This is a genomic window from Thalassobacillus sp. CUG 92003 (genome assembly GCF_013618635.1).
In the GTDB taxonomy this organism is placed as follows: domain Bacteria; phylum Bacillota; class Bacilli; order Bacillales; family Halobacillaceae; genus CUG-92003.
The window spans coordinates 92,403-116,350 of sequence record NZ_JABLSJ010000011.1; the positions used below are offsets into that span (position 1 = coordinate 92,403).

At 45.5% G+C, this 23,948-nt stretch carries 27 protein-coding genes, 1 tRNA gene and 1 other annotated feature; of the genes, 10 read left to right on the forward strand and 18 right to left on the reverse strand.

The genetic code is table 11. The features are described 5' to 3' along the window. Positions 1–28 precede the first annotated feature (28 nt). A complete protein-coding gene (locus tag HOP45_RS16035; protein ID WP_181350391.1) occupies positions 29–1,753 on the reverse strand; it encodes a nitrilase-related carbon-nitrogen hydrolase in 1,725 nt (574 codons plus the stop codon). A 55-nt stretch (positions 1,754–1,808) separates the two neighbouring features. Then, positions 1,809–2,633, reverse strand: coding sequence for an aldo/keto reductase (locus HOP45_RS16040; protein WP_181350392.1), 825 nt, complete (start codon positions 2,631–2,633; stop codon positions 1,809–1,811). A gap of 168 nt (positions 2,634–2,801) precedes the next feature. On the opposite strand from HOP45_RS16040, the gene HOP45_RS16045 reads away from it, so the two are divergent. Further along, a tRNA-Ser gene (locus tag HOP45_RS16045) sits at positions 2,802–2,891 on the forward strand. Positions 2,892–3,041: 150 nt separating this feature from the next. Here the strand turns inward: HOP45_RS16045 and HOP45_RS16050 are convergent. From HOP45_RS16050 to HOP45_RS16085, 8 genes are all read right to left on the reverse strand, one after another. After that, positions 3,042–4,085, reverse strand: coding sequence for a galactitol-1-phosphate 5-dehydrogenase (locus tag HOP45_RS16050; RefSeq protein ID WP_181350393.1), 1,044 nt, complete (start codon positions 4,083–4,085; stop codon positions 3,042–3,044). 12 nt (positions 4,086–4,097) lie between these two features. Continuing rightward, complete coding sequence (locus HOP45_RS16055) at positions 4,098–4,250, reverse strand: hypothetical protein (RefSeq protein ID WP_181350394.1); 153 nt, start codon at positions 4,248–4,250, stop codon at positions 4,098–4,100. Positions 4,251–4,279: 29 nt separating this feature from the next. Further along, the gene (locus tag HOP45_RS16060; RefSeq protein ID WP_181350395.1) at positions 4,280–5,311 is read right to left on the reverse strand and encodes a zinc-binding dehydrogenase; all 1,032 of its coding nucleotides are present in this window, start codon (positions 5,309–5,311) and stop codon (positions 4,280–4,282) included. 36 nt (positions 5,312–5,347) lie between these two features. Further along, entirely contained in the window at positions 5,348–6,610 is a 1,263-nt protein-coding gene (locus HOP45_RS16065; protein ID WP_181350396.1) for a PTS galactitol transporter subunit IIC, read from the reverse strand. 118 nt (positions 6,611–6,728) lie between these two features. Then, positions 6,729–7,010, reverse strand: a complete 282-nt coding sequence (locus tag HOP45_RS16070; RefSeq protein WP_181350397.1) for a PTS sugar transporter subunit IIB — start codon at positions 7,008–7,010, stop codon at positions 6,729–6,731. Further along, a complete protein-coding gene (locus HOP45_RS16075; protein ID WP_219914658.1) occupies positions 7,010–7,483 on the reverse strand; it encodes a PTS sugar transporter subunit IIA in 474 nt (157 codons plus the stop codon). Before HOP45_RS16075 ends, HOP45_RS16070 begins: the two co-directional genes overlap by 1 nt. Positions 7,484–7,525: 42 nt before the next feature. Next, the gene (locus HOP45_RS16080) at positions 7,526–9,571 is read right to left on the reverse strand and encodes a BglG family transcription antiterminator (protein WP_181350398.1); all 2,046 of its coding nucleotides are present in this window, start codon (positions 9,569–9,571) and stop codon (positions 7,526–7,528) included. A 378-nt stretch (positions 9,572–9,949) separates the two neighbouring features. Beyond that, positions 9,950–10,399 (reverse strand): NUDIX hydrolase, encoded by a 450-nt coding sequence (locus HOP45_RS16085; RefSeq protein ID WP_181350399.1) that lies wholly within the window; start codon positions 10,397–10,399, stop codon positions 9,950–9,952. A gap of 181 nt (positions 10,400–10,580) precedes the next feature. Here HOP45_RS16085 and HOP45_RS16090 point away from each other — a divergent pair, with 181 nt between their 5' ends. Together HOP45_RS16090 and HOP45_RS16095 are read left to right on the forward strand one after the other, a co-directional pair. Continuing rightward, positions 10,581–10,898 (forward strand): ArsR/SmtB family transcription factor, encoded by a 318-nt coding sequence (locus tag HOP45_RS16090; RefSeq protein WP_181350400.1) that lies wholly within the window; start codon positions 10,581–10,583, stop codon positions 10,896–10,898. 486 nt (positions 10,899–11,384) lie between these two features. Further along, the gene (locus HOP45_RS16095) at positions 11,385–12,251 is read left to right on the forward strand and encodes a permease (protein WP_181350401.1); all 867 of its coding nucleotides are present in this window, start codon (positions 11,385–11,387) and stop codon (positions 12,249–12,251) included. Between the two features lie 163 nt (positions 12,252–12,414). Here HOP45_RS16095 and HOP45_RS16100 read toward each other — a convergent pair whose 3' ends face one another. Then, positions 12,415–12,951, reverse strand: coding sequence for a DNA topology modulation protein (locus HOP45_RS16100; protein ID WP_181350402.1), 537 nt, complete (start codon positions 12,949–12,951; stop codon positions 12,415–12,417). A 16-nt stretch (positions 12,952–12,967) separates the two neighbouring features. Beyond that, on the reverse strand, positions 12,968–13,822 hold the full coding sequence (locus HOP45_RS16105) for an MBL fold metallo-hydrolase (protein WP_181350403.1): 855 nt from the start codon (positions 13,820–13,822) through the stop codon (positions 12,968–12,970). 85 nt (positions 13,823–13,907) lie between these two features. Between HOP45_RS16105 and HOP45_RS16110 the strand changes: the two genes are divergently transcribed. The 7 genes from HOP45_RS16110 (at position 13,908) to HOP45_RS16140 (ending at position 19,231) form a co-directional block, all read left to right on the forward strand. Next, on the forward strand, positions 13,908–14,375 hold the full coding sequence (locus HOP45_RS16110; protein ID WP_181350404.1) for a hypothetical protein: 468 nt from the start codon (positions 13,908–13,910) through the stop codon (positions 14,373–14,375). 7 nt (positions 14,376–14,382) lie between these two features. Continuing rightward, complete coding sequence (locus HOP45_RS16115) at positions 14,383–14,556, forward strand: hypothetical protein (protein ID WP_181350405.1); 174 nt, start codon at positions 14,383–14,385, stop codon at positions 14,554–14,556. A 277-nt stretch (positions 14,557–14,833) separates the two neighbouring features. Next, positions 14,834–15,571, forward strand: a complete 738-nt coding sequence (locus HOP45_RS16120; RefSeq protein WP_181350406.1) for a MerR family transcriptional regulator — start codon at positions 14,834–14,836, stop codon at positions 15,569–15,571. A gap of 387 nt (positions 15,572–15,958) precedes the next feature. After that, a complete protein-coding gene (locus HOP45_RS16125; RefSeq protein ID WP_181350407.1) occupies positions 15,959–17,410 on the forward strand; it encodes an MDR family MFS transporter in 1,452 nt (483 codons plus the stop codon). Between the two features lie 116 nt (positions 17,411–17,526). Beyond that, positions 17,527–17,862 (forward strand): DUF3889 domain-containing protein, encoded by a 336-nt coding sequence (locus HOP45_RS16130; protein ID WP_181350408.1) that lies wholly within the window; start codon positions 17,527–17,529, stop codon positions 17,860–17,862. Positions 17,863–17,932: 70 nt separating this feature from the next. Further along, positions 17,933–18,925 (forward strand): DUF4003 family protein, encoded by a 993-nt coding sequence (locus HOP45_RS16135; RefSeq protein ID WP_181350409.1) that lies wholly within the window; start codon positions 17,933–17,935, stop codon positions 18,923–18,925. 84 nt (positions 18,926–19,009) lie between these two features. Then, positions 19,010–19,231, forward strand: coding sequence for a DUF3892 domain-containing protein (locus HOP45_RS16140; protein ID WP_181350410.1), 222 nt, complete (start codon positions 19,010–19,012; stop codon positions 19,229–19,231). Positions 19,232–19,288: 57 nt separating this feature from the next. Here the strand turns inward: HOP45_RS16140 and HOP45_RS16145 are convergent, their stop codons facing one another. The 6 genes from HOP45_RS16145 to HOP45_RS16170 all read right to left on the reverse strand — a co-directional run bounded on the left by HOP45_RS16145 (position 19,289) and on the right by HOP45_RS16170 (position 23,942). After that, positions 19,289–20,158, reverse strand: coding sequence for an NAD(P)-dependent oxidoreductase (locus HOP45_RS16145; protein ID WP_181350411.1), 870 nt, complete (start codon positions 20,156–20,158; stop codon positions 19,289–19,291). Between the two features lie 85 nt (positions 20,159–20,243). After that, entirely contained in the window at positions 20,244–20,609 is a 366-nt protein-coding gene (locus HOP45_RS16150) for a VOC family protein (protein ID WP_181350412.1), read from the reverse strand. Between the two features lie 118 nt (positions 20,610–20,727). Further along, a complete protein-coding gene (locus HOP45_RS16155) occupies positions 20,728–21,570 on the reverse strand; it encodes an SAM hydrolase/SAM-dependent halogenase family protein (RefSeq protein WP_181350413.1) in 843 nt (280 codons plus the stop codon). A 55-nt stretch (positions 21,571–21,625) separates the two neighbouring features. After that, positions 21,626–21,892 (reverse strand) — a binding site (T-box leader). A gap of 290 nt (positions 21,893–22,182) precedes the next feature. Then, positions 22,183–23,157, reverse strand: a complete 975-nt coding sequence (locus tag HOP45_RS16160; protein ID WP_181350414.1) for a nuclease-related domain-containing protein — start codon at positions 23,155–23,157, stop codon at positions 22,183–22,185. Positions 23,158–23,205: 48 nt separating this feature from the next. Further along, entirely contained in the window at positions 23,206–23,691 is a 486-nt protein-coding gene (locus tag HOP45_RS16165) for a DUF1189 family protein (protein ID WP_181350415.1), read from the reverse strand. A gap of 23 nt (positions 23,692–23,714) precedes the next feature. Then, positions 23,715–23,942, reverse strand: a complete 228-nt coding sequence (locus tag HOP45_RS16170; protein ID WP_181350432.1) for a YuzB family protein — start codon at positions 23,940–23,942, stop codon at positions 23,715–23,717. Between the last annotated feature and the right edge of the window lie 6 nt (positions 23,943–23,948).

A 23,948-nucleotide genomic window follows, 5' to 3' on the forward strand; every position in this document is an offset into this window, starting at 1 on the left:
CACTTCCTTTACTGACATTAATACGATCTTATAATATAGAGGGCGTTCGCATGACCAGTGGTTTGTAATGATTCGTTCTGCGCGTTAAAATCAGTTTTTCCTGATCGAGCCACCAGTCGGTTTTCATCGTTTGAAAATCGTTCATGAGAACCTTTTCCGTATCATCCGCAATAACCGTCCGATCATGGACATAATTTTGATCTAAATTGTAGATTGCACTACGGCCTTTAAAGCGATGATCGGTCCCGGTAAAGTTGGCTACAATCGTAAATGCCTGCGCACCCTTCGCAATCGCATCCCACGTTGAAACAGAACCTGGCGGATAAGGCTGAGGGAAAATAGCTTGATTCATCGTCAACTCGACACCGTACTCCCCACTCCAGCTTGAAGGGACACAAATCATGTCGGCTCGCTTCACTGCTAGCACGCCGGCCACCTCAGGAAACGCTGCATCATATCCAATCATCATGCCCACCCGGCCAAATCCATCTACCGGGGTTACCGTTATGGTGCTGCCTGGTGTGGCCCATTTCTCGTCCCAATCACTTAAGTGCATTTTGCGATGTTTTCCGAGCACTTCTCCTTTAGGACTGATCAAAATGGACGCATTATAATAATGAGGCGCTTCCTTCTCCACAAACCCAAATACGATATGAGCTTCGACTTCTTGGGCAAGCTGCTTCATCGCCTGTACACTCGCGCCATCATCCGTTTCGGCATAGGGATCGATATCATTCTTCTTTTGCGTCGAGACAGGTCCCACAAAAGATAATTCAGGCAGCACGATGAGGTTAACATCATGTTCCACCTGGTTCCGAATCAGCGTTTTAACGTTCTCTATATTCGCATCTTTATTTCCGATATCAGGCTGATATTGAACCGCGGTTGCTTTGATGAAACGCGGCTCTGTATTTTTTACATAATCCCACGGACCAAGAAATAGCATCAATTCTTTATAGGAGTCCATCCGTCGCTCCAGCATGCGATCTTTAGCCGGGTTTTCATAAGTACGCGGGTCAATCTGGCCGTAGAGAATAAAGGACTCATCCCCTTCTTCCACTCCACTATAAGGTGCCTCGGCAATTTTTTCCCCGTAAGGCGACCACACGGCACTCAACCCGACCATTTCAAAATCTTCTTCCTTATTCGAGCGGTTGGCGCTCACCACATACAAACCATTCAATTCCGCCCACTGCTGCAACATGGAGATTGATGTTCCTGAAGAATTGGTCGGAAAGCATAAAATATCGGCGCCATTTACCGCCGCCAGTCTGGCCGATTCAAAATAGGTCGCATCCTGGCAGATGATCATGGAGATCTTGCCAAGCGCCGTGTCAAAAGCAGGGCAACCGAGGTCTCCCCAAACGGACCAATAATTCTCGACGACCCATTGATGGATTTTGCGATACTTTCCAATATACCCATCCGGTCCCACTAAAGCGGCAGAATTATAGTAAAGGCCACTTTCCAAATCAACCTCGGCCATACCGATGACAATGTAAACGCCATACTCTTTTGCAATCGGCGCAAACTGAGCTGTCGTTAAGCCTGGAATGGTATCCACATACGGAGAAACAGCCATCCGGTCTAAATAATGATAGCCTGTTGTCGCCATTTCCGGGGTCACAATCAGTTTCGCTCCCCCTTCTGCAGCCTGGCTGACCACTTTTTTTAATTCTCGAATGTTGATATTGCGTCTGTTCAATTTAGGGTTGAATTGAATGGCAGCTGCTGTGAATGATTGCGGCGCCATGGACAGCCCCTCCTTTAGTACTGAAAAAGGACGCTGTCAGGCGTCCTTTTTCAGGTTATCTTTTATTCATTTCACTAGGCTTAGGCCCTTTACGTTCGTTGCGATCGAGCAGATCAATTTCGTTCATTTCTTCTGGACTTAATTCGAAATCAAACACATCAAAGTTTTCTTCAATACGCTGCGGTGTCACAGATTTCGGAATCACGATGGCGTCACTTTGCAAATGCCAACGGATGATGATCTGGGCGGGCGTTTTACTATGCTTGTTAGCAAATGAGCGGATCACATCATTTTCCAAAACCTCCCCACCTTGCATCAACGGACTCCAGGCTTCTACATAAATACCATGTTCACGGGCAAATGTCTTCAAATCATTTTGTGCCAAATACGGATGGCATTCTACCTGGTTCAAGACGGGTTTAACCTCACATTCATCCAATAAACGTTGGAGATGGTCCTGATCAAAATTACAAACCCCGATCGCTTTGACGCGTCCGTCATGATAGAGCTTCTCCATAGCCTTATATGTGTCGACATAGTCATCGTAATCAGGTGTCGGCCAGTGAATTAAATATAAATCAACATAATCCAGGCCTAATTTTTCTAGACTTTCATCAAATGCTTTCAACGTATTCTCATAACCTTGGTCTGCGTTCCAAACCTTGGTTGTAATGAACAGATCCTCTCGCGGAACTTCACTTTGTTTTATCGCTTCGCCAACACCGCGCTCATTTCCATAAATCGCGGCCGTATCGATGGAACGATACCCAACCTCAAGTGCTTTTTTGACAGCAGGGACAGCTTCCTCTTCCTCGACCTGCCAAACTCCAAATCCAAGCTGAGGCATGCTAACACCATTATTAAGTGTTACAACGTGCATCTTCATCGCTCCTTTTCATAATAAAAGATTACGTGTAGTTTACCATACTATATTTTCCTATTTCCTTTTTAACGACTTATTAATCTTGCAAAGGAAATTGATTAAAATATAAGCATACCTAGTGAAAAATCTATAAATATATGATAGTCTAACCAATGGATTCAATATGGAGGAGTACCCAAGAGGTCATAAGGGGGCGCACTCGAAATGCGCTAGGACGGGTCAACCGTTGCGTGAGTTCGAATCTCACCTTCTCCGCTAAAAAACCGTTCCGCGTCTTGATTTGAGTCAAGACGCGGAACGGTTTTTTTAACGCCACACATGAAACACCCGGCTCTTTTCAAATTCCTCGATGTGTACCAGGTACGCCGGTACCACCGGCGTACCTGGTACACACAATCACTGATTCTACGGGTGGAGCAGGACTTTGCCGTAGGTTTCTTGTTTGGCGAGGATGGCGTCGAATAGATCCGGGCCTTCTTCGAGGGGACGGCGATGGGTGATCATGGGTTCGACGTTCAACTTACCGCATTTCATCATCTGAAGCGTGGTATGCCATTCCTTACCCGGGAAAGGTGCGGAAACAGCGTTCCAAGCCCCGAGGACCTCCAACTCATTGCGGACAATCCGCTCGAAGTAAAACCGCTCAATGGCAATATCGCCGTAAGGAATGCCCATAAACACCACCTGGCCGCCTTTTTTCGCTAACGAGAAGACCTCTGCCGATGTCACAGGTGAACCGGCAGATTCAACGGCTACATCCACCCCCTCCCCTGAAGAAGCATCCATAAAGGCCTCATATAACGAGGAAGTCTGAGGATTCACCATGACATCAGCCCCCATCGTTTGAGCGATCGCTAATTTTTGATCGTCTATATCAATCGCATAGACCGTCTCCGCCCCAAAGATTTTAGCCCATTGTACAGTTAATAGCCCAATATTGCCGCAGCCCAGAACCGCTACACGAGAACCCGGCTCGAGTCGCGTGCGGTACAAGCCATGAAGCGCCACAGACGACGGCTCGACGAGAGCGGCGTGGTCGTCATCGACTTCGTCTGGAACCAAGACGACATTTTCAGCCGGGAGTTTGACGTATTCAGCATAAGAGCCAGGTTGTTTGGCTCCGATTACCGTTAAGGCTTCACATTGTGCCGGTTTTCCTTTACGACAACTTTCACACATCCCGCAGTAAAGGGCGGGGCAACCAACGACCCGATCACCCGGCTTAACGTGTGACACGCCCCCGCCTGTACTTTCGACTTCTCCGGCAAATTCATGTCCAAAGATCATTCCTTCGACATACGGACCGAGTTTGGCATAACGCGATAAATCAGATCCACAAATTCCCGCTGCCTTGACTTTGATTATGACGTCATCTTCATCTGTAAGGTGAGGAGGATCGGCCTGCTCGTGCCTGAGAACCTTAATATCATAGAGCTTTAACGATTTCATAGCCGGCCTCCTCTAGTTATTCACCTGTTGCGAGCGGTTTTTGAATAGACTGATAACAGCGATGATGACGACGATGGTATTCACAATAAATTGATTTTCCAAATACAGTTCGCTTAACATATTTCCAAACGGACCTAGCATGTAATCTACCATTGCTTCGACCATGACATTCGGCCTCCTTTAATGAATCATCTTTAGTCTTGCGGCGTCAGCGCTACTTTAATCGCAGCACCGCTCTTAATCGCTTCATAGGCAGCATCCCATTCGTGGATGGTGAACTGATGGGTGACAAGCGCCTTGGCATTAATGCGTCCCGTGTCCATCAAGTGTAAGGACGGCTCCCAATCGGCCGGTTTTTGACTTCTGCTGCCTGTAACGGTGATTTCCTTTTGAATAATCTGTTTGAAATCAATCTCGACTTTTTCACTAGGAAAAATTCCGACTTGCACATAGTGCGTTTTCTTGGCCAACAACTTTAAGCCTAAGTTGGCAGCTGGCACCGCTCCGGAACACTCAAACATGACGTCTGCTCCATAGCCCTCCGTCATGTCTGAAACGACGGTTTCTACATCCTGTTCCTCAATGTTCACAACAGCATCGATGCCGAGCTCCTTAGCTTTTTCCAATCGAACATGGTCTTGCCCGAGACCTGTTATGACAACGCGAGCGCCGTAGGTTTTCGCCAATTGGGCCGTTAAAAGCCCGATCGGCCCCGGCCCTAATACAACGACGACATCCCCTTTGTTGATCGTCGCTTTTGACACAGCATGATGGGCACAAGCGAGCGGCTCAGTTAACGATGCTGATAAATAGTCGAGATTGTCAGGCAGGCGATGGACGCTGTCTTTTCTGGCGATCACGTACTTAGCGTAGCCTCCGTTCTTCTGCGTGCCCAGCCCTTTACGATATTGGCATAGATTATAATCCCCTTGCTTGCAATAGTGACATTCACCGCAAATGTAAAAGGTCGTTTCAGACGTCACCCGTTCCCCTACCTCAAAATCTTGAACATTCGCTCCAAGAGCAACAATTTCTCCGGAAAATTCATGCCCTAATGTAACGGGAACGTTTACGTTGTAATGCCCTTCATACGTGTGCAGGTCTGAACCGCACACGCCTGCATATTTGACTAAAATCTTCACTTCATCGGCGCCAACTTCTGGCTCTTCGACATCCAACACATTCAAATGCCCAAAACCGGATGCTTCTTTAACTAGTGCCTTCATTTCATCTAGCCTCCATATAAAAGGTAATCAGTTCAGTCAATTGAATAGCGAAAAGAATTTATAGATGACATAGTTGATCATATTCCCGCCCTGGTCGATACTCGAGATCAAGCTCGCATCCTCAGGCATATCGAATTGGGCGTCTTTTGCCATTTCGGTATGCAACACAGCGATATCAGTCGCCATGTAAAGAGACAAGGCAATGAGCACGGATCCAACAATGACCGAGTGAATAATGTTTCCACGTGCCGCCCCGACGATGAACGCCACAATAAACGGTATCGTCGCCAAGTCGCCAAATGGCAGCAAGCTATTGCCGGGCAGGATAATGGCTAAGACAACGGTGATCGGAACAAGAATAAGCGCTGTAGCGATGACGGAAGGATGCCCAATAGCAACAGCAGCATCAAGTCCGATATAAATATCTTTGTTGCCGAACCGTTTCTGTAAAAATTCCCGCGCTGACTCTGAAACCGGCATGAGGCCTTCCATCAATATTTTGACCATACGCGGCATAAGCACCATGACAGCAGCCATCGACATACCGATATTGATGGTCTCTCCGGCTGAATAGCCTGCTAATACACCAAGCACAAGGCCTAGCACAAGGCCGATAAATATCGATTCACCGAATACGCCAAAACGCTTCTGAATCGTTTCAGGATCCGCATTCAAGTTTTTCAGCCCCGGAATTCGTTGCACGAGCCAAACCAACGGAATGCCGAGCGGTGCATAAGACGCTGTACTTCCTGTCGCGACTGATACACCCGGCAGCTCGAAATAATCTTCAAGCATCGGCGCCGTCCAATCGGCAATCTTCAAACAGATAATCTGAAAAATGATCGCCGCAATCAGCCCCTGGACAATACTGTCTGACAGGGCGTAAACGATCGCTCCCATAAAGGAGAAGTGCCAGAAGTTCCATATATCAACGTTCATTGTTTTCGTGGTTTTCGTTAACAGCATGATAATATTAACAACTAAGCCGACTGGAATCACAAATGCTGCAATCGGTGTAGCCCAAGATATCGTAGCGGCAGCGGGCCACCCGACATCGACCACATTCAATTCAACGCCAAGTCGCTCGACCATCGCCTGAGCGGCTGGCCCCAAATTGTTCACCAGTAAATCAACGACTAAAAAGATACCGACAAAGGCTACCCCGATCGTAATACCGGAACGCAAAGCCTTCCCGACCTTCTGCCGAAACAGCAGACCAAGTAAAAATATCGCAACCGGTAAAATGACCGTCGGACCTAAATCTAAAAACGCCTGCAAACCATCTATAAACCCTTGCATGTGATGTACTCCTCCTTAAAATTGTTCAAAAATGAATGATGGAAGTGGTAGTAAGTTGAGAGGTAGTGTTTATAAAGGAACTCTCCGTTTAATAGAATGATAGAGAGTTCCAGCGTTTTTATTTTTTTAATGCGTCCAGAATCTCTTGTTTCGTTTCATCTAATCCCATCCCAGTCAAAAACGAACGTGCGGTTATGACAGGAAAAGGGTAATCTTTCTTGACAATGGTAGTCGTCACCAGTAAATCAGCTGTCTCTTCATAAGACGGGATATCAGATACTTTGCACTGGATGACATTGGCATCGATATTATTTTCCTTGCACATCGTTTCAATTGCATCGTTGACCACCGTTGATGTCGCAATACCTGTCCCACACGCGACTAATACTTGCTTTGCCATTATGAATCATCTCCTTGTAAATAAGTGTTAAGTGCTTCGACTAGTTTTACTTTTGACGGTTCACTATTGAAAAAATTCAACTTTTCTTCATCCTGAAAAATCGCCATCAGCTCTTGTAACAACGACAACTGGGAATCCTCGGAATCCATCGCCAGCATGAACACCACCTCTACAGGGGTAGTGGCCTCGGCTTCCCCCATCACACCAAAATCTACTGGTTGCTCAAGAATACCGAGGCTAAGCGTTTTGCGATGCACATGCTCTTTGTCAGTATGGGGAATGGCGACTGACGGCCCTTTTGTCGGCAGCCCGGTAGCATGAATGTGCTCTCGGTCAATTACCGCTTGAATATAACTTTTCTTGACGAATCCCTGGTCATATAAATTTTGCGCCATTTGGTTCAATACATCTTCTTTGGATTCTGCTTTCATATTTTGCATAATTAATGATTCAGCGATATAAATTGCACTCAAAGGTTCAGCACCTCTTTTTCCATTAAATATTGAGAAAAATTGTTATTCTTCAGCGTACTTGTTCAAAATGGTTTGCACGCCTTCTGTTGTTTCAGATGATACGAGAGCGTCTACATCGTCCGCTTCCCCCGATAACTTCATCAGCTGCCGTAATGCTTTCAAATGGTGATATTTATCTACCGCGGCGATGATTACAATAAGATTGACCTCATGTTCCGCAAAGGTGACGCTTTGGTCCAGTGTCAGCAGGCTCATCGCCACCTCGTTCACACCGTCCTCCGGGCTCGCATGCGGAATAGCGATATTGTTGCCTAGGATAATATAAGGATCTTCCTGGTCCTGGTTCAGCATGGCCTCAACATATGTTTCGGAAATTTTCCCTTCGGCCACCAAAAGCTGCGCCCCTTCTCTCACGGCAGCTTCCCAAGTCTCTACTTGACTTCCCAATGTGATAAAAGGCTCTGAGAGAAAGTCCTTTAAATGGGGTGTCCATCCATTTTGCACATGTGCGTTTGATCCCTGACCAGGATGCATGTAATGTTGCAGCTCTTGCAGTAAAGAATGCTTCTTTTCAATGGAGGCGTATTTTTCGATAATTTCCACTAAATGTTCAACATCCATATCTGGGGGAATGGAGCCGTGCAGCTCTGACATGACTTGTTTTCGAAGACGGTACTTCTCTTCTTGCTCCAACACGGCATTGACGAAAAATAGCTTCTTATCTGTCTCCAAATACACAGGTGAAAAAATGATATCGTAATCCAGACCATACTCTTGAAAATCGCGAATAGACAAAGCATCAAGGAATACAAATTCCGGAAACAATTCGCGTAAGTCGCTAAGCAAGAGGCGGGAAACGGATATGCCTTTTGGACAAACGACTAAAGCTTTAACCTTTTCTTGCAGACTATCGCCTTGTTTCGTCAGCCAGCCTCCGATCAACATTGTTAAATACGCTACTTCACTTTCAGGAATATCTTCGCCAATCAAACGAGCTAAGGGGGCTGTTGATTTTCTGACAATGTGGTGCAGCTCCTGAAATTCCTGACTGACCCGATCTTCTAGACCATAAATACCTGTCAACTTATATTTGATGCGATAATAGGCGGGTTTCACATGAAGCAGCAGTCTATTTAACAACTGTTCTTTGTCCTGTAAAACAATACAGGAACGCCTTTCAAATAAAGTCAGCATCTCGTCTAACGCCTGTAACAGTTCGGGAATCGATTCTTCTGTTAAATCCTGAGACCAATAGACGTTTGACGTCAGTAAATGAAGGGTGATGAACAATCTTTCCGGCATGGGAATCTGCTCATAATCGTAAAGAATTTCTTCGGTCGCTTTACACTCTTTCGTGTCAAACAGTTCCTCGTATTGAATATAGAAGGGTTCGATCAGCTGGCCTTGCTTCACTCGACGCAGTACTAATGAGAGAACATAAGGCATGGCTTGGATTTTCTCATCGGTAAATTGCAAATTCAGCTTCTCCTCTACCCTTTCGACCCGCTCTTTCAGTGTCGCGATGGCATCCTCTGTGAGCCCGGCCAGTTCTTCAAGTCGTTGACTCCCTCGATGCATATCCAGCATGCGCGAGGTCGTGGCAATCAATAATTTGCGAACAGAGAATTCTTTCCCCTCAATCTCATAACCCTGCTTACGCGAATAATGGATCGCTAATTCGAATTGCTCCACATAATGCTGGGCTTTCTTCAAATCGCTGAGCACAGTATTTTTACTTACATCCAATTCGCTGGTGAAATGAACGAGGGACAACTCCTCCTCATGGCTTAATAACATCACGAGAATCATATCCACACGTTCGCTTTCCGAGGGAATGTTCGCATCAGATGGCTGTTCATCCTCTTTTAACAACGTAGAAAACAGCATCGGATCGACGACAAACAACCCCTGGCGCGTGCGTTCGATGGTAGGTAAGTTTTTCGACGCCAGCCACCCGTTGATTTTTTCAAAACTGTATTTGAGCTGACGGCGATTTAACCCGTATTTCTTCTCAAGATCCTTGCTTGTTACACTGGGATTGGTAATAACTTCTTTCAGTAATTCGCTGCCCCGATTGTCAAGCTGCACGGTCTTCCCCCCTTTCGCGTTTTTATTGTATCATCGTTAAAATGCCTATTGTATGCGTTTTCATCCCACTTTCTGGGTGCTTTTATTGTCTCACGTTGTGATGATGTCAGAATAATTCCAATCTTTTCTATAAATGGGAACAAAGGCGTAAGCGCCTCGGGAGCTCCGACACGCATAAGCAAAACACCAGGAGGAAGGTGGTCTTTCCTTCCGCAGGGTGGGTTGCTTATGTCGCGAGGAGCTGGGCGCTGAAGCCGGACGTGGCTTATGAGGTATGTGTTGTCCACTGGGCCCAAATTTTATCGTTTCCTAAGCAATAAAAAAAGCCTAAGTCAATGCAGGTACCATTGACTCAGGCTTTTGATGTAAATGAATCCATTATAACGCAAGGTAATCATCGATCACAGTCCGGTGACTTTGGACAAGATTGGCAGGCAGGTTATTAGGGTGAACGTAAGCACATCTGATCGATTCTGATGGATCAACGGCCATCTTACCCGTTATCTGCGTAGTCATATAGGCCACTGTTACCGAATAGAATTCATCACCGTTTTCAGCGACGGTATAATGATTGGGACCAGAATAGACGTTGATCAATGTCAGATCGGATATTTTTAATCCCGTTTCTTCCCACACCTCACGCTTGGCCGTGGCTTCCGCCGATTCGCCAAGTTCCATTAAACCACCAGGCAGACCCCACTTCCCTTTTGGATAGGTCCGTTCCTGTAAGAGTATGCTCCCGATACCGTCAACCATTACAACTACCGCTCCCACTAAAATTAACGGTCGCGTCCCAACTATTTTTCGCAAATCCTCTACGTAACCCATACATACCTCCATTAAGTATTCCACTCTCTTATCATTCTGCTTGTAATGGTCATTCCCCTGCTACCTCTCAGACAAAATTAATAAATCAACTTTTTTTGATTAATGTCTTGACATTTTGTTTCTCTGGTGTAACATATTAATTAATCAAATATAATTGATTTATTTAAAAGGAGGGAAGTTTATGAACAAAGAAACAGTAACCCACAGCGAAGCCATTGATTATCCCCTATACGTGCAAAAATTCAAGGCGTTAGCCGATGAAAATCGCCTCCACATCATGAATATTTTGACCCGCAACGGAAAAACGTGTGTGTGTGATCTCGTGGAGGACATTGATTTATCCCAGTCTAAAATTTCCTACCACTTGAAGATTCTTTTACAAGCTGGCTTCATTGAAAAAGAAACCAGGGGCACGTGGAGCTACTATTGGATTAATGACGAAGAAGTAAATGCAATCCTTTCTGAAGAGCTGTGCTGTATGTTCCGTCCTCCGCAGTAACATCCTTCTTTGGATTACTGCGCTCAATAAATCAAATATTTTTGATTTATTATTCGTTAAGAGTTGCTGGTTCTATACGTGGTTGCGAAATTCGGGGTGTGTCTCTTTACTCGGAAGGTGGTGAGCCTCTTAAGCTAACGTCTTTGAAGTAAGAGGGAAATGTCTGCTCTATGCAGGCAAGTAATCCTCCTAGTAACTTACTTCAAAGGGCTTCGGAAATAATTTGGGGCAGGGTGCATACCTTTCCCCACCCATAGAGGGGCCTGCACGCCAAATAAACATGGGTTGGCTGGGAAATGGCGAGACTCCCGCGGGAGAAGGGGCTCGGCGAGACCCCGCAGGGAGCGAAGCGAACGAGGAGACTTGGCGGTCCCCCGCAGGAAAGCGAGTTATTTCCCAGCCAACCAAAGCTCATATATCTAAAAGGGCCCAAACATGGGAGCTTTGAAAATTTAAAGAGCAAAGATTGAAAGGAAGTGAATTTAGATGCTGATAGACACTTTAATCAGCTTCGGGAAAATTGCTGCGGAGCTAACCTTATTATTTGTGGTCGTATCCTTTGTCATTAGTTGGATCCAGGGCTATATCCCTTACGAGAAGATTGAACGAATCCTGACAGGTCGAAATAAACTGATCGGGGCGTTGGCAGCGGTCCTATTCGCCTTTATAACGCCGTTTTGTTCCTGTTCCACCATACCCATTGTGGTCAACATGCTGCAAAAACATTTGAATTTCGGAATCGTCATGATCTTCCTGTTTGCCTCCCCTCTTTTAGATCCAACGATTCTGACAGTGATGGGCGTTATCCTCGGATGGAAAGTCACGATGATTTACACGGTCGTTACAGCGCTGTTCGCTATCGTGATCGGCTTTACCTTGGAAGCTTTCGGGATGGAGAAATTAGTCAAAAACGTCGTCATGTCAGGTTATGAACACCAATCCGATACACCTTCTTTGAAAAAAGCCTGGCACGAAACAATGGTTCTGATGAAGACCGTTTTCCCTTATTTAATACTTGGCGCATTGATTGGTGCTGTTATACATGGTTTAATTCCGACCGAACTCGTAGGCAGCCTGTTAGGCCATGAAAAATGGTGGCTGGTGCCCATTGCAGCTATTGTAGGCATCCCGCTGTATATTCGCTTATCCAGCATGGTTCCTATTTCGCACGTCCTCATTTCGAAAGGCGTGGCATTAGGTCCGATCATGGCGATGATGATCAGCTCTGCAGGAGCCAGTTTACCCGAAGTCGTCTTATTGAAATCCATATTCAAAACCGAGCTTGTCGTCATCTTTGTAGCTTCCGTGATCACCATGTCGACAGTGTCCGGGTTTGTCTTCTATTTAGTTTGATCCATTAATCAAATTATTTTGATTTAAAGGAGGTGAAAACATGCTTAAGCTGCTTCAAAAACTGTTCGGCAACCAAAAACGCACAGCAAAAAAAGACTGTTGCCAAGTGGAAATAAAAGAAAAATAATGAGGCAATAAGGGAACCGGGAAGACGTGCAATCCATCAACCCTCAGCGAGGCGCGGGGTGTTTCCGTTCGCTTCAATCGTTGCAAGTAAGTGCCTGGCGCCTCGCGGGGATTGGATGACGATGACCTGTTGTTCCTGCGAGGATGCCATAAGGCTGCTCAGAATTTTCGGCCGCCTCGTCTCCCGGTATTGTACCCATTTAATGAACGCCCAACCTACTTTCTCTTTACACCCTTCCCCCATATCTGGACGTGACTTATTGTGATACATCCAACGCCTTTTCAGCACACGAAACAGACAAAGCAGCCTCGGCATATCAAGAAAAATAATGGTATCGGCTTCCTGCAGTCTGATATCCATCGTCCCTCCATAATTGCCATCGATAATCCAACTCTGTTTCCGCACCAGCTCATGCTGGACATCTTTTTGCTCCGTCCTGGGCGAGCCCACCCATCCCGGTTTCAAAAACAAAGCATCCAAATGGTAGACATCAATATCAAGCCTGGCACCTAATTGCCTGGCAAACGTCGACTTCCCAGCACCGCCCGAACCGATAATCATAATTTTCCGCATTCGTATCCCCTCCTCATCAAACGTCGATCACTTGAGTGTCGTACGCAAATTCGATGTGCCACCCTTGTTCCTGCAACGAAGCTTCAACGCGTTTCAGCTCATCATAGCTCAAGCCATCAGGCTCTTCTATATGCGTCAGCATGGCCTTTTTAGGCTGAAGCATCCAGATGATGTCCAACGTTTCAGCGAACGTTGCTTCAGCTTCTAATAACGGGTGGTCCTCTGATATCTGCCTTTCACCGGTTAAGGGGTGATGTTCAGCAATGCCCATGGGCAATATCGCCAAATCAACTCCCCTCAAACTTTCATCTGGCTGCCAGTTATTCAACTCGTCTGGCGCAATCAACACACGGCTTTCGTCCGTTTCCAACAAAAAAGCATATACAAATGATTCCGCCAGTCGAAACGGGGTGATGCGTGTATCACCAAACATGACATGGTCACCGTCTTGGAGTTTGTGCTCGTTAATATAACCCTGGTCCAAGAAGAACTGAAAATGTTCCCCGCTTCCCAGCCAATGGTTAAAGTCAATGCCGACCTGCTCAGGCAGATAAACCTCCGTTTGCGTAGGCCGGGGAGGGTGATTCACCCAGTCGGCATTTAAGGACTCCAATACCCTTCTTCCCATCACATGGTCCGGGTGCCAATGGGAATAAAACACACCTGCAATCCGTTCTATTTCGGAACGATTGAGCTGCATATAAGTATCTTCCGGGGTGTCAATTAAAATATCTGGTCCATGGATAAACAGGCTTGGACCGGAGCGGCTGTAAGGTACACCTTTTTGCCTGGCTTCTCTACATTTCCGGCAGGTACATAATGGACGAGGGATCCGCATGGCTCCTCCTGTGCCGAGAAACTCGATTTTCATGGCAGCTTCACTCCTTCTTTTAGCACGCGTCTTTCAAATAATTAACATCTAGTCTATCATAATAGTAAGAAAATGAGGTGAGCGAATGAACCAAAAATTCTTAATCGCAGTAATAGGGGTACTGGTACTTGTGTTAGCGGGTACTTTAATGATGGATGAAAAGCAAACTGATCCTACAGAAGAGGAAAATTCTGAACAGGAACAGCCGTCTGGTACAGTAAACGCTGCAAATGAGCCCCCTCAAATAGATCCAGAAGCTTTCAAAGCCTATTTTTCAGACGTGGAACCCATTGAAGTTGAACAAACCAGCACCAGCATCAATACCGACGAGGTACCTGAAGACGACCGGAAAGGGGTAGCAGCAACGCGCATTCTAAAGGCAGCTAAATCCTTAAATGTGCAGGGGGAGATGGCCATCCCCGACGCCGATTCGATTGATGAATTTTTCACGCCAAACGACGAACAACTAAAAGATCTGATGTACAATAACCGATCATTAGAGGCAACTCCAGCAAGATGTTGTCAAAAATTCGGTTCTACTGAGCGATGCTGAAGAGCTTGTGGATAATGAGAATCTAGAAAACCAGTTGGAATATTTAAAAGAGCAGAACTCAGCTGTCAAATCGGGGTACGTCGATAATATGTATGAATTCAGCGTAGCTTACGAAAAATATCGACACGTCTCCATTGACCTGTTTGACATTCATGAAGCCATTCAATCTGCGCTGAAATAGAACCGCTTATCATAAAAGCTATAACACCACTGTTTTCCACTAATAGCAAACGGCCGCTCTTCCTGGTTTTCTCGTGGTAATAGTGGTACTCTTCTTAAATTTTATATGAGTTACGCCTCCTCTTCTTTTAAACCTTTCCGTTAGCCTGCCTTTAATCGAATGATCCTTTTATAAATTAACATAAAACCCCATATTTTTATCGCTAAAACAAACAAATAACCCTTGACTCTCACGTTACGTGATAGCTTAGATTAATACATGAAGGGAGGCCACACCAATGAAAGTAAAGGAAGTTGCCGACTTAGTCGGCATCAGTGTGCGCACACTGCATCATTATGACGAGATTGGTTTGCTGAGTCCGGACACGACGTCATCCGGCTATCGCCAGTATTCCGATCATGATCTGGAAACCCTGCAGCAAATCCTGTTTTATAAAGAATTGGGCTTCCCTTTAAAGAAAATCAAAGAGATTATCACCAACCCTTCATTCGATCGTCAGGAAGCACTCGAGCTGCACCGCAAAATGCTGCTCGAGAAACGCTCCCGACTCGATAACATGATTGCGTCTCTTGATAAAACCATTCTACATGCGAAAGGAGAGATTGAAATGACCAATAGAGAGAAATTTGAAGGCTTTAACTTCAGTCAAAACCCTTACGAGAAAGAAGCGCGGGAACGTTGGGGCGATAAAGCAGTTGATGAGGCCAACACCTCCATCAATAACATGTCGCGAGCCCAACAAGAGGCCTTGCAAGCTGACATGAACGCCATCTATCAACAATTAGCGGATTTAAGGCATCGCTCACCTGGCTCATCAGAAGCTCAAGCAGCTATCGGGGAATGGTATGACATGCTGAACCAGATCGGCACGTATTCCCTTGACGCTTTCAAAGGGTTAGGCCAAATGTACGTGGATGATGAACGTTTCACCCAAAACATCGACCAATTCGGGACCGGGCTAGCCGCTTTCATGCGTGATGCGATGGCGATTTACGCCGATAACAACCAAAACTAGTACCCAAGCTCAGAGCTCTCGTGGCTCTGAGCTTTTTTATGAATCTATACTCATGCACGGCTTTTGAAAATATAAGGCGCTCTTGGGCGATTGGACCTCGTTTGGGCGATTTTCTACCCCGCTTGGGCGATTCTGAATCTTACTTGGGCGATTATCGCCATACTTGGACGGTTTCCCTTCTCACTTGGGCGATTGAGCATCGTTTGGGCGATTTTCTAACACAATTGGGCGTTTATGCTAATGTCGTTAAATCTGAGTGGCCCATTACATTTAATAAACTCTGAATCTTATTATCTATGAAACAGTTCAGTTGCTTATTTGCCTCTTTCAGCGGTATAATCTTGTAATTGGTATTCTGACGTACATACAGGATAGGAGGTGTCCCTTTTGACGTCCCAACCTTACAATAAAGTTATAATCGCAGGATTGTTGCTTGCAGGCTCTTTCATTACGATATTAAATCAAACGCTAATGATTACGGCCATCCCCCCTATTATGGAGGAGATGAACATTACAGCTAATACAGCCCAGTGGCTCACGACTGTATTTATGCTGATTAATGGTATTATGATTCCGATCAGCGCCTTTTTAATTGAACGCTTTACGACACGCCAGCTCTTTATGACGGCCATGAGCGTTTTTGCGTTCGGTACGATTGTTGCTGGCATAGCGCCGAATTTTGAAATACTTTTACTCGGGAGAATGATTCAATCGAGTGGCGCGGGGGTTATGCTGCCCTTGATGCAAACCGTATTTTTGTTGATTTTCCCTGTTAATAAACGCGGGGCCGCCATGGGGTATATCGGATTGGTCATCTCGTTCGCGCCTGCGATCGGGCCATCCTTATCAGGCTGGGTGACCGCCAATTATACGTGGCGCTTATTGTTTTTAATGATTTTGCCTTTGGCCATTATCATGCTGTTTGTAGCTCATTATGTCTTAAAAAATGTGACGGAGCTGAAATATCCTAAGGTCGATATTCCTTCCATCATCTTATCGTCGATTGGGTTCGGCGGACTTTTATACGGATTTACGAGCGCCGGGAATAACGGATGGGACAGTGCGATGACCCTTTCTGTGCTGACCATCGGCAGCATCATCTTAGTCGTCTTCATATTACGCCAGCTTCGTATGAAGCATCCGATGCTGGAATTTAGAGTATTCAAATTAAAAACGTTTACGATTACGACCATTATCGGCATGATCTGTTTTATGGGTCTGATTGGTGCTGAAACGCTCATCCCGCTTTATATGCAGAACATGCGTGATTTCACAGCCTTTGAATCCGGATTGGTGCTTTTACCCGGAGCTGTCATTACAGGGATTATGTCCCCGATTACGGGCAGGATATTTGACCGGATCGGTGCACGTTTACTGGCTATTGTCGGTCTCACGATCATTACAGGCTCGTCGTTGGTCTTTGCGTTTCTGGATACATCAACGACACTAATTTTTCTCATGGTGGTATATGCGATTCGCATGTTCGGTTTTTCTATGGTAATGATGCCGGTCACCACTGCCGGATTGAATGAATTGCCGAGGGATATCATCCCCCACGGTGCTGCGATGAATAACACGATGCGGCAAATAGCAGCGTCAGTCGGAACAGCGATTCTCGTTACTGTGATGACGACTACTGCACTTCGTGCCGAACAACAAGACATAGCGAATCCTAGCATTCACGGGGTCAACACCGCATTCATTGTGGTCACGGTCCTATCCTTTATCGGGATCATTTTATCCATTTTCGTGAAAAGAACCGCTCCGCCTACCGATGCCGAATTAGAAAAGCAAGACAACGAAACAGACGAGGAATACAGTCAGGCAGGAAACGCTTAACTGAGTTTGCCCTACAAGGCAGGCTCAGTTTTTTTATTTTTTACTATTCACATGCATGTCGAATAAAATTCGCTGGCAGACGAATTCTATAAGAAATGGAAAGGGGGCAAAAAAAGATGAGATCCTTACACCTCATGGTACGTGTAACGTTATTATGGAGTTTATTGTTCCTGGTACTTCCCGCTAACAACGGATTAGCTCAGCCTGAGTATGCGAAATGGGGCAAAATTGCCGTTGAGGAAACAGCCAAACAATATCCGGACTTAAAGCTTGTGGAATACGAATATGATGGTAAAGTGTTCATTTCTGATGAACGGGCTCAATTTGATTTTGAATTCCAGTTAGAAGACAATCAGGGTCAAAAGAGTGAAATCCGAACCTACGTTTTAGTTAACCAGAAAACCAATCAATTAATCGATGTCTATTTTGATGAAATTCACCCTTTAAATTGACCGGCTTTACGAAACCTTCCAGGGGGTAAGCTCGTAATAGGAAGTAACAACCCTATAAGGAGCGATTGGAATGGTCCCGGAATCTGTCACAGAAAAAGTTGACCGCTATGAAGACATATTCGAGCAGTTGAAGAAAAAGTTGAAATGGCAGGATAAAAGATCGTTGATGGTCGTTGCATCCATGTATGTTTTGAATGGGAAAACGTTTAATCTCAATCAATTCATCGATTTGAGCGACTATATTAAACGAAAAGCAGGTATGTTTTCGAGTTTAAAATCCGCGCAGCGTTTCACAACTGCCGCGATGCTTGATGTCAGGTTTGAGCAGCCAAAAGAGAAATTTCACGAATTGCTCAGCGTGTACGATAAATTGGTCGAAGGTAAATTTAAGCGTGGCGCCTTTACGTATATTGCAGCACTTGTATTATTAACAGAGGACCAAGACGGAAGTGATCACCAAGAAAGCATCCAACGTGCCTTGACGATCTATAAAGGCATGCAAAAAGAGCACCCGTTCATCACCTCAAAAGGGGACTATCCGCTTGCTGTCATGCTAGCGAACCTGCCAGGGAGCCCGGACGAATTGATGAACAAAATTGAAACGTTTTACGAGAAACTAGATGCGAATCACTTTAGTAAAGGGAACGATCTCCAGTTCCTCAGTCATATTCTTGCTCTGGATGAGCGCAACGAAGCTGAAACACTCGTCAGCCGGTCAATCTCCATATTCGACAGGTTCAAGACTTCAGGGAAAAAACCAAAATCGATGCACTATCCTGAGATTGGAATGCTAGCTCTGTTGGGAGACGCGACAAAGGAGCTCGCCATCATTCATGAAGTGACTGAGACCCTAAATGCGTCGAAACCATTTAAATGGTACAAGGATGAAAACGTACGCATGGCGGTCAACTTTGTCATAAGTGATCAAATGGAGGATGCCGACTTGTTAGAAACGAGCTTGTACACCACGATGGAAACGGTTATCCAAGCCCAACAAGCAGCGATGATTGCGGTCATGGCAGGAGGCGCAGCAGCTGCCTCGTCTTCTAACGGAGGAAGCTGAGTCTCCTTTTCCCTTTTTTCATAATCTTACAGGAATAATAAGACCTGGCAAGGATGAAAATAAGGGGGAAAGGAGGCATGCAGCATGGAGACTTTTACAAATGTTCGAAAAAATCAAGACGGGGATATTACGGCCTTCAAAACCAACTCTGGACGAGAACTGTCATACGAAGAGGCGCTCAGAGAAATTGAATCAGGCCATATTACAGGTGTTAATATCGGTAAGGCTAGAAACGGACGTCCCGTTATCCGAGGCAACGCTGATGGAAACGAAGCAAACAACCTCGATAACTTGAGCACATTTTAACCACGGGCTAATGCACCATTTTAGCTCGTGGTTTTAACAGTGTGCTCGATCAGTGCGTCAGCCTGTGTAATACTTATAAAGTGCTTGAGTTCCGCTGTCTTCTTCACCTTCAGCAGCGATTTTATCGTATAACTGCTTAGCAAGCTGAAGCCCTGGCAGATCGAGGTTCATTTTTTCAGCAGAATCGATCGCAATCTTCATATCCTTGATAAAATGTTTTACATAAAAACCTGGCGAATAATCACCGGCAATCACCCGGGGTGTCAAATTGTTCAGAGACCAGCTTCCAGCGGCTCCTCCACTGATGCTTTCCAATACTGTGTCCGGATCAAGGCCAGCCGCTTCGGCATAGGCTAACGCTTCTGATACCCCCATCATATTGGACGCAATCGCAATTTGATTACACATCTTGGTATATTGACCCGAGCCTGCAGTCCCCTGGTAGACCGTATTACTTCCCATCACATAAAAAATGGGCCGGATTTTTTCAAATGCCTCTTCTTCAGCGCCAACCATAATGGACAAATTACCTTTCTTGGCGCCGATATCGCCACCTGAAACGGGCGCATCTAACGTCGCAATTCCTCTTTTCCGAGCTTCCGTTTCGATCTGAACCGCGAGCTCTGGTGAAGACGTCGTCATATCAACAAGGTAAGAGCCCTCCTTGCTATTTTGCAATAGACCGTCTTCGCCAAAATAAACCTCCTCGACATCATCGGGATAACCGACCATTGTAATAATGACTTGAGAATCTTCAGCTAACTTCTGGACACTGTTCTTCCAAACCGCTCCGCGTTCTATTAACCCTTCAGCTTTTTGAAACGTTCGCGTGTACACGTTCAACGCATAACCTGAATCAAGCAGTCGCTCCGCCATACTTTTACCCATAACACCTGTTCCGATAAAACCGATTGTTGGTTGCGTCATGCATATCCTCCCCTTACCTGTTTGTCCCTCAATATACTAGCAAGTAAGTCTTCTAACAAGAAATCAGCCACAATTCCATCTTCCCTTACTCTTCGCAGACCATCAGCATATTCCCATCTGGATCCTTAAACACAAAGAAATGGTCATGCTCAATCTCGGTTACTAATTCCACACCCTCATCTTTCATGAATTGGTAAGATGCTTTAATATCATCGGTTGCGAACTGAATGGCCGGTACATTGTATGTAGCCAGTACGCCAGTATCCTCACGCCACTTCGGCATCGTATCGAGCAGCATGCCAGCCCCGTCCATTTTAGCCGCAAATAAATGCTCGAAATGCACCTCGCCTTCTTCAAGATTCAACATTCGGGAATACCACGATTTGGCTGAATCGATATCACTTACCGGGATAAACACAGCATTAATTTTGTTCTTAATCGGGCTGCTCATGTGATTGTCTCCTTTCTTTTTTAAAGCCTCCTTTAAACCTTTACGATACCAAACACCAAATTCCTTCAAGCAGACAAAAAAACCTTTCCAAATAAATGGAAAGGCTGCACGAATATGATTAATCTACTTTTGAAATGGCAATGCCCCAGCTGCTCCCTGTACCAATGTTATAAGCTTTGGCAAAAGACCCCTGGTTGATCGCAATACCGAGATTATCTAACGAATTGACGTAAACAAGCGGCTCACCTTTATGCGTATCCGCAAACGATCGCCCAAACGTCATGATATTGTTATACACTTTGCGCCCATCATGTTCGATTGTGACTTCCAGCGCATCACCGTAGCGTACATCCATCTTCCTGAACTGCTCAAGACTAATATTAGTCCATACATTGCCGAAACGGATATCCAGTATATCAATCATACCTTTAACCGTGTTCCCCGCAATATGCGCTTCTTTTACAGGTAAAGAAATCAATGATTCCACCGCAAGTTCAGGTCCCACCCCCTCAAACGAAATTACCCCTGAGGCCAACCTTGCTCCTGTATAAGCATAAATATCACGCCCATGGAACGTATAAGATTCACCAGACTTTGGCAGGCGGTTAACCGATTCATCAATTTCACGAGCCTCCACAATGTCCTCCGTCCGCTGTACATGCGTAAGCGAACCATTGTCCGGCGTAACAATAAAATGGCCCGATCCCGTTTTCACCGCAACACTTCTCCGGGTTGTCCCCACACCAGGGTCCACCACCGATACAAACACCGTATCAGACGTCCAGTAAGAAATCGTCTGCCACAAACGATAAGATGCTTCCCATATATTGTAAGGTGGAATATCATGGGTCAAATCAAAAATCGAAAGGCTGTGCTCCACAGAATGCGCCACCCCATGCATCGCACTCACTGCTCCATCGCTCAAACCAAAATCAGATTGTAAAACCAAAGCTCGACTCATCTTTACTCCAACCTCCATTCAAGTCTATAGATGTCAAAAACCTCGCCCTATCTAAGATAAGGACGAGGTTTATCTTCGCGGTACCACCTTACTTCACTGCCCTCTCATACGACAGTGCGCTTTAAAGTACAGGCACACTCCGCCTTATACTTTGGTCTGGATAACGAGAACCAATCCTCGCTGCCACCTACTCACATCATTACAATGCGTTCAGCACAGGGCTCAGAGTCCATTGTTCAGATTGACGCTTTACCCCGTTTCAGCTAACCGGGGCTCTCTGTGAAAAGCGATTAACCCTACTGTCTCTCTTCATCGCCGATGACGACAATTAAATTAGTGTTATCATACAAAATTTCTTTAAAAAAATCAATGAGCTAACAGCGGAATGAACCATATTTGGGCGGTTTCTTGCTTCACTTGGGCGATTCTCTCACTCATTTGGGCGATTCCACCACACTTGGGCGGTTTTCCATCTCGCTTGGGCGATTCTTACTCCGGCTTGGGCGATTTCAGGCCTCGCTTGGGCGATTCTCACTCTCGTTTGGGCGATTCCCTCCACTTGGGCGGTTTTCCACCTCGTTTGAGCGCTCGGCCGCCTCGCACAAACTAAAATTATCGCAGTATATATTTCAGACCGCTTTGTTTTCCTTTTTGCGCCACAGCATACCCCTGTAACAAGCGCTTTGTGACGTAGCGGGAAGATACTTTCAAAAACGCTCTCCCCTCCTGGTTTGTGATTCGAGGCGATATGAGCAGGTTGTAGTCGGCTAAAGCCTGATGATGGGCATCGCGTGATACGTGTGCACAACGTGGACATTGCCAACGCTGTTTCAAGCGCTGCATATCAAAGTTTAGACATTTTAGGCATTGTACGCCTTTGATAATCTCATCATAGGTGAGGTGGTGGCGGTTTAATATATCACGGTCCAGCTCCTGATGCCGCTTGAGTAGTAGCGGTGATAGTGAGGCCAACCATTTAGCAGGAATCTGATGATGGGCGTAGGATTTTTCAAGTTTTTGAATACGATCGACGAGTGCTGTCCGCGTACATATTTTGCTTTTATCAAAATTGGGATTGTCCACTACTTTCATTGGCGCGTTTTTATTAGCCATCACGACAAGGCCATCTACCGGAAAACTTTCCCCGGTGTGCTCTTTTAGAAACTGGGTAAGCTGGGTCTGCTGTCTTCTCAGCTGATCAATGGGGTTATCAAACGCGCGTGCTTCCTCACTTGTTTCCCTTTCCAACTGGGAAAAGGAGTTGAATATCAGTCTGCCGGAAATATTCTTGATTTCTAAAATGATTAATACATGAGGGGTGATCAGGAGTGTGTCAATTTGAAAGAAATGGCGGCCATCGTGTAAGCGAAGGTTGTGATAAAGTGTGTAGTGTTCTGAGGGGAGAAACGTAAGGTAATAATCGATGGCGGATTCGCCGTTATAACCTGCCTGTTGTCTGTTTAATTCTGATTCAATGTCTTCAATGCGAGGATGTGTGGGGTGGAGGCGCCTTTGGACAGCTTCTAACCTCTCGAGTTCCAGGGGTTTAGTGCGGGGTTTAAGGATCATTGCATAACCTGCCTTCATCTTTTTTTCACTTCTCCTTTATTATACAAAAAAACATCGCAGTATGAGCTACGATGTTCGTTTCGGATAAATTTGGATCATGCGAAGCAGCAAAAACAAGAGTGTGCTTATAAATAATAGGGCGACCATCCACTCATTCAGCGGCGTCATGTTCAACACGGTCACGATAATTAAGGGCGTGGTAGCTGCGTAGACCGTAAGCTTCCATAATTGTTGATACGTCAGCTTACGGTTTAACCATGTACGCATGAGCAATCCGCACCCTGCAAAAATGGAAACCGATACCAAGATCATGAAAATGACAAAGCCTGGATAAAAGACGAGCACTTGAATGATTAACAGACCGCGCGAGGTACCTTCATCTGCGCTGGCTTCCAGGTTGAGCAGCATACGAATCAGGTCAGGTAAAAATAGTACAACGAGCAGCAAAAACACGTAAAGTATTGTGTGGATGATCCCTTTACGATTAAGATGAAACATGGCTTCTTTTTTTGGTAAACGTAAGCTATTGATAAATGAATCAACAAAACCCAACCTGGTTCCCACCTTAGCGTCTATTAATCCGCATAAACGGCTAATTCTTCTTCGATTTTAGTACGTATTTTATCCAGAGCTTCCTCTGGTGTATGTGCAAAAACACGTGTATTATTTACGAGAGCGTACGGTTTAATGGCGCACAATCCGCAAAATGATAAGCATTCGTTTTGCAGGACAGCTACGTCAGGGTACTCTGATTCAATAATGGATTCTACGTCGATTTCATTAATCAAATTACCGTCACAAATTTCTAC

Coding starts and splice junctions, on each gene's coding strand:
- HOP45_RS16035 (WP_181350391.1), bottom strand. CDS start 1,753: ATGGCGCCGCAATCATTCACAGCAGCTGCCATTCAATTCAACCCTAAA.
- HOP45_RS16040 (WP_181350392.1), bottom strand. CDS start 2,633: ATGCACGTTGTAACACTTAATAATGGTGTTAGCATGCCTCAGCTTGGA.
- HOP45_RS16050 (WP_181350393.1), bottom strand. CDS start 4,085: ATGAAATCGTTAAAGCTCTATGATATTAAGGTTCTCAGGCACGAGCAG.
- HOP45_RS16055 (WP_181350394.1), bottom strand. CDS start 4,250: ATGGTCGAAGCAATGGTAGATTACATGCTAGGTCCGTTTGGAAATATG.
- HOP45_RS16060 (WP_181350395.1), bottom strand. CDS start 5,311: ATGAAGGCACTAGTTAAAGAAGCATCCGGTTTTGGGCATTTGAATGTG.
- HOP45_RS16065 (WP_181350396.1), bottom strand. CDS start 6,610: ATGCAAGGGTTTATAGATGGTTTGCAGGCGTTTTTAGATTTAGGTCCG.
- HOP45_RS16070 (WP_181350397.1), bottom strand. CDS start 7,010: ATGGCAAAGCAAGTATTAGTCGCGTGTGGGACAGGTATTGCGACATCA.
- HOP45_RS16085 (WP_181350399.1), bottom strand. CDS start 10,399: ATGGGTTACGTAGAGGATTTGCGAAAAATAGTTGGGACGCGACCGTTA.
- HOP45_RS16090 (WP_181350400.1), top strand. CDS start 10,581: ATGAACAAAGAAACAGTAACCCACAGCGAAGCCATTGATTATCCCCTA.
- HOP45_RS16095 (WP_181350401.1), top strand. CDS start 11,385: ATGCTGATAGACACTTTAATCAGCTTCGGGAAAATTGCTGCGGAGCTA.
- HOP45_RS16100 (WP_181350402.1), bottom strand. CDS start 12,951: ATGCGGAAAATTATGATTATCGGTTCGGGCGGTGCTGGGAAGTCGACG.
- HOP45_RS16105 (WP_181350403.1), bottom strand. CDS start 13,822: ATGAAAATCGAGTTTCTCGGCACAGGAGGAGCCATGCGGATCCCTCGT.
- HOP45_RS16110 (WP_181350404.1), top strand. CDS start 13,908: ATGAACCAAAAATTCTTAATCGCAGTAATAGGGGTACTGGTACTTGTG.
- HOP45_RS16120 (WP_181350406.1), top strand. CDS start 14,834: ATGAAAGTAAAGGAAGTTGCCGACTTAGTCGGCATCAGTGTGCGCACA.
- HOP45_RS16130 (WP_181350408.1), top strand. CDS start 17,527: ATGAGATCCTTACACCTCATGGTACGTGTAACGTTATTATGGAGTTTA.
- HOP45_RS16135 (WP_181350409.1), top strand. CDS start 17,933: ATGGTCCCGGAATCTGTCACAGAAAAAGTTGACCGCTATGAAGACATA.
- HOP45_RS16140 (WP_181350410.1), top strand. CDS start 19,010: ATGGAGACTTTTACAAATGTTCGAAAAAATCAAGACGGGGATATTACG.
- HOP45_RS16145 (WP_181350411.1), bottom strand. CDS start 20,158: ATGACGCAACCAACAATCGGTTTTATCGGAACAGGTGTTATGGGTAAA.
- HOP45_RS16150 (WP_181350412.1), bottom strand. CDS start 20,609: ATGAGCAGCCCGATTAAGAACAAAATTAATGCTGTGTTTATCCCGGTA.
- HOP45_RS16155 (WP_181350413.1), bottom strand. CDS start 21,570: ATGAGTCGAGCTTTGGTTTTACAATCTGATTTTGGTTTGAGCGATGGA.
- HOP45_RS16160 (WP_181350414.1), bottom strand. CDS start 23,157: ATGAAGGCAGGTTATGCAATGATCCTTAAACCCCGCACTAAACCCCTG.